Genomic DNA, 4,705 nt, shown 5'->3' on the forward strand with positions numbered 1-4,705 from the left:
TGTTCGTGCAGTTTGTCGAGTGTGCAATCCTGAACCTGAATCCGCCTCCAGATCGCTGGTTCAATTCCGAGCAACGTGATCTTGAACTGGTAGAGAATATCCGAGTTTGCCTTCGGCCTGGACTCCGCCTCCAGATTCTCCAGTTGTTCAGCCTTCGCCATGATTCCCTCCTCAAGCTGATCCATCAAGTGCCTGGCAACCAGTAGCAATGCCACCTGTTTCTGCGCCCCACCATCCAGAAGGTCCTCCGCCAGGGACAGCATCATGCTGGCGATTTCCGCCACAGTGAGAGGCTTTTCCTTCATCAGCTTGTTCTTCACGCGTTTCGACAGGCCGGGAATCAGCAGCAGAACATCTCGCTGCCCCGGTTCCAGACAGAAGTTTTCGAGCGGCTTTGTTTTGATGCGAAGTTGTTCGGCAGCCACAAGTGTCGCCCCTGCAAAATTAGCGATCTGCACTGCCTGATCGGAAATCATCCTTATCTTGTGTGCATCCTCTATTTTCAAAATCGACGAAGGCTCTTCATTAATATACGTGTCGAGCAACTGCTGAATCTTCTTGAATATAATGTCGAGTTTCTTTTGCTGCTTCCTGTCTTTGCAGTTGTTGAACTCGGCAGCAAAGTAGCTGCCGAAGTCGTACAGGTCGTCGAGAGTCATCATTACCGGTTTGCCGGTCGGTGTTTCCCGAATGATCTGCTCGTAATCCTGGTCGAGGCACAGCAGGTCGTCGAGGATCAACTTCCGCTCGGCAGCGGTCAGTTTGAGTGGGATTTTCTCGCCGGGTTGAATCTGTTTTTGGGTGGACATAATAGATTCCTTGTGGTTGTCGAAGTTCGATTCTACCAATTTCAAGCAGTTACCGCCAGATTCCAAGAGAGGTTGCTACCTGTTTTGTTTTCGTTCTTTCACGGTCCGGACAGGGATCATTTTCACCTGATCCCATTGACCAGATAACGCATTAAAGGCAATCCACTGGCTGATCAGGGCTATGTCATATTGCCGGGTAGAGCTAAACTTTTGAGCTTGAACCAGCCAACTGTAAACCCGATGAAACCGGATTGCCGTCGGGTGATCAGACTGTATTTGGAATGGCAGACCGAGAGAAGCGTTTCAGAGGATAGTGATATTAAATTCCGATTTGATCAGCTCAGTGTATTTCTGGTATTCCGGTTTTGTCAGAAAAGTAGCCTTACACTACAGTCAACTTGCGTTTTGAGTTAGCCATCGGTCAGTTCCTTTAAGAGCTTGCAGTCAGTTTTGTATTGCGCCAGATCACGTTCAAATGATGCCTGAGTTTTGGTGCAGACGAGCGTGAAAGGTCGTCCTCGACGCTCGGTAACATGCGTGCAGTCGATCCGATGGCGGTCGATCTGCTGATGCAAGTGCCGACGTAATTCAGTACGTCGTGGAAAGCGATGAATTGGCGCATCTTTATCTTTGAGGAATGTGGCGAGTTCCCGGCAGTCTGCGCAGTCGCAATCAAGGTTGGCTTTTCGTTTCCAGTTCCCGGGTGGGATGGGTTTCTTGGCTGCGCGCTGTTTGACTTGGTCGATACAATACTGACGCAGCTTGAACAGGGCCGTTTCCTGCAGCTTGCCGGAAGCCGCAAAATGCTGATCGTCCGTTAGCTTGTTGACGGCAGGAATGAGAACATTATGTAATTCGTAGTGTTGTGGCCTGGAGGCGATTTGTGACAACAGGGACTTGAGATCGCTTTGTGTGCCGACTGAACACATCCCGCGCAACAGCGGCTCAACGATGCCCTGAAACGCCTTTGATCGATTCGATGCGAAATTATCCCTCATCGGATTTGGTCTGTTTTTCTCCCACCGTGATATCATCAGCATCACTTCTTTCAATACCGATTTGCAGACTCGTTTTCGACTGGAGGAGACGCCGTCACCCAGACTGGCTAGCGAACTGAAAGTAGTGACCAGGTAGCGCAAACTGGCGTCATAGTCGTCTGGTTTTTGGGATTGAAAGAAGGACAGCAGTGATTTTTCGATTGTCCCCCACTTCGCGAGTTCAGCTAAAGACAGCAACGATTCACCATCAAGCGTAGGATATTCCAGGGGTAGTACCTGATCAAAGAACTTCTGTGCCAGGTTGGCATCGCCAATTACCAGCAGCGACCGGATCATGTTTGTGCCTGGTGAATTCGCTTTACGACGTCGTCCATGAGTCGGATACACCCAGTGATCAATGATGCGTCGGGCGAATGTTTTGCAATCTTCGCACTTTTCAGGACTTTCCGTAGCCGTTACCAGTTCACTCAGGGCGGGTACCGAGTTCTCTGTGCCTTGCGATGCCAGAACCTGAAAATGACGCCCTTCCGGCCAGAGCACGATCACCGCTTGATGATACCAGCGTTCCATCGACATCCCTGCATTGCCGGTTGCCTCGTGAACCTGTTGACGATACGATCGGCCATCGGCATTCAAATCACTGACAATATCGGCCTCATCAACAAACAACCTGTAAAATGGTTGCCGCTTGCCATCCAGCGTATGCCAGTGCTGAAGTGAAATCGATTCGTCTAAGATATCTTCGAATTCCGCTTGCTCATTGATGTTGCTGACATCTTCGTAATCATGGCCCCACTGCCCACCGTAGGGACTGTAATCAATCGTATTGTAGTCGGGGTAACCCGCCTGCCAGTGCGTCAGCAGTGCGACAAAGGCGCGGCAATTCGCACGGGCCGCTACTTCGGCCAGAACGTCGGTGCGTGCCCGGTCGGCTCCCTTAAATTGCAATGGCACTGATGTGGCGGCTGAGTTCGGCAACCGCCCCGGCATGCGCCGTCGTTTTTGAAAGCGCCGCGGAACATCGTTCCGTGCTTCGTCGTCGGGATCATCCTGTTCGTCAAGTCCTTCCTCGTCATCCTCCCAGTCATCGTAATCTTCAGTCGTATCAGATGAGTCATCCGGGGTCAGGCCAGCCTCGGTGTATTGGTGCAACAGCGGCAAAACAATCATGTCTCGCAGGTCGTTTTCCTCGAAGATCGTCTCGACGGCTGTCGTTGCCGACTCGACTGCGTCACTGAATTCGGGGGCGACTGGTTGTTTCCTGCGACCGCCGGTGGTGAGATTATAAACCAGACAAATGCGATAGCCGTCGGTAACTGGACGAATTTCGTGTTCGCAGTCGGCATAGAAAGCCGCGTATTGCAGATCGTAATTCGACGTTTTTCCATCGAAGTCCACAATCTGCGATTGCCCGGCGTGTGATATGATCAACTGGCCCCCTTTGTGTTTCGACGGCAGACAGATAACGAGGGTCGCGAACATGCGGTGCAACTTTTCGGTGTCACGATGCGGGGCAAAAAAGCTGCCTTTTTCATAAATCAGCAGTTTGTAGAGGTTTGCCGTAATGTTTTGCTTGATACCGAATTCCGATTTGACCGAATTTGCGACCTCGCAGACAAGCGATTGCCACTGTGGGTTTTCCAGTCGGAACTGATCGGGCTCCAATTGCCAGACACGGCGTACGTTGGTGTCAACAATGGTCGCTTCGCCGCGTCCGTAAGGAGCCTGGCTGGCCTGCTTGATCAAGCTTCGAGCGCCGGTCTTCGAGACAGGAAAAGCGATTTCATCGATGCCGTCAATCGTCAATCCCGGCAAGACGAATGGACACTTACCACTGGCACTGAAAGAGATCGATTCCGTTAAGTTGCCGAGTGCATCAAGCAGTTGCTGTTCCGCCGCTGAGGGTGTTTTTGCCTCAAAGTCCATTGCGCCTATCTCCGCTTTGCAAATCACATGATTTAATGTCGCTATAGTAATCCATTGTTATGTCGAGTAACGATTCTCCTGGCGGTACAAACGAATCAAAGATTCTCGTGTTAGTCCGAGTTGTGCCCGATCACGAAATTTGAGAAAAGCGGATTCGCGCACAAGCGTCAGTACCGCAGCCACAGACAGCGTTACATGTTTCAACTGGCAGGCGTTCTGTACTCTGAGCCTCGTTTACGTATCGCCTTTCAATATCTAAATTTTGGCCAAAAATGTGTCATTATTAATAGGAAAGATATTAACTATTGAGCACGAGAATAACACATTTAATGTCGAAAACAAAAGAGATTGCAGTAGATGAAAAGGTCTGTGATGACTTTTTTATCTGGTTCAGAAAAACGCATATTCTAGAGCGAGTCATTTTTAACCATAGCGTCTCTCAATCTATTATACTCGGTCCAAATGCCCCTGGAGACGCTACAGTAAAACTGGACACAGTCTAAGACCCGATTCCGTCTTTAATTAAAAGTCACATTTAATGAAAGGAGCACAATGCTATCGAGACAAGAAATCATGTTAATCAGAGCTGCCCTGCAGTTCTGGTGCGAAGAAATGGATCTCGAAGATGCAAAACTGTTCGAGATCTACGCGGGCGGCCCGCAGTTAGAGCCGACAGGGGGACAGGCAGACATCCAGCGGCTGCGTCAGCAGTTATTGACAGCACGGCTACGCTATGCTGTGTGCAACCCTGAGGCGACAATGGTGAAGAATCCCCGCCTGTTTGAAAACCCAGAAGCCGCCAACCAGTCGATGTCTGACGACTCTGACCGGCTGGGAGTCGTCCTGGTTGCTGAACCTGCGATGTAAGTTCCCTCAAACCCCTTTCATCAGTTCTGCCAGGCTGATTTCCAGGGTATCGGCGATCCGCTCGATATTCTGTAAGGAAAGATTTCGTTCCCCCCGTTCGATCCC

General features: G+C 50.4%; 4 protein-coding genes. 1 reads left to right on the forward strand and 3 read right to left on the reverse strand.

Features of this window, described 5'->3' with window-relative positions:
* Both AACZ40_RS28155 and AACZ40_RS28160 read right to left on the reverse strand, forming a co-directional pair.
* The coding region (locus AACZ40_RS28155) for a hypothetical protein (protein WP_339676894.1) at nucleotides 1–809 on the reverse strand (809 nt) is incomplete at its 3' end.
* A gap of 410 nt (nucleotides 810–1,219) precedes the next feature.
* The gene (locus AACZ40_RS28160) at nucleotides 1,220–3,733 is read right to left on the reverse strand and encodes a 2OG-Fe(II) oxygenase (protein ID WP_291167105.1); all 2,514 of its coding nucleotides are present in this window, start codon (nucleotides 3,731–3,733) and stop codon (nucleotides 1,220–1,222) included.
* A 552-nt stretch (nucleotides 3,734–4,285) separates the two neighbouring features.
* Between AACZ40_RS28160 and AACZ40_RS28165 the strand changes: the two genes are divergently transcribed.
* A complete protein-coding gene (locus AACZ40_RS28165) occupies nucleotides 4,286–4,600 on the forward strand; it encodes a hypothetical protein (protein WP_291167103.1) in 315 nt (104 codons plus the stop codon).
* Between the two features lie 6 nt (nucleotides 4,601–4,606).
* Here AACZ40_RS28165 and AACZ40_RS28170 read toward each other — a convergent pair whose 3' ends face one another.
* On the reverse strand, nucleotides 4,607–4,702 hold the full coding sequence (locus AACZ40_RS28170; protein ID WP_339676898.1) for a helix-turn-helix domain-containing protein: 96 nt from the start codon (nucleotides 4,700–4,702) through the stop codon (nucleotides 4,607–4,609).
* Nucleotides 4,703–4,705: the final 3 nt, after the last annotated feature.

This window comes from uncultured Gimesia sp., from assembly GCF_963972345.1.
In the GTDB taxonomy this organism is placed as follows: Bacteria; Planctomycetota; Planctomycetia; order Planctomycetales; family Planctomycetaceae; genus Gimesia.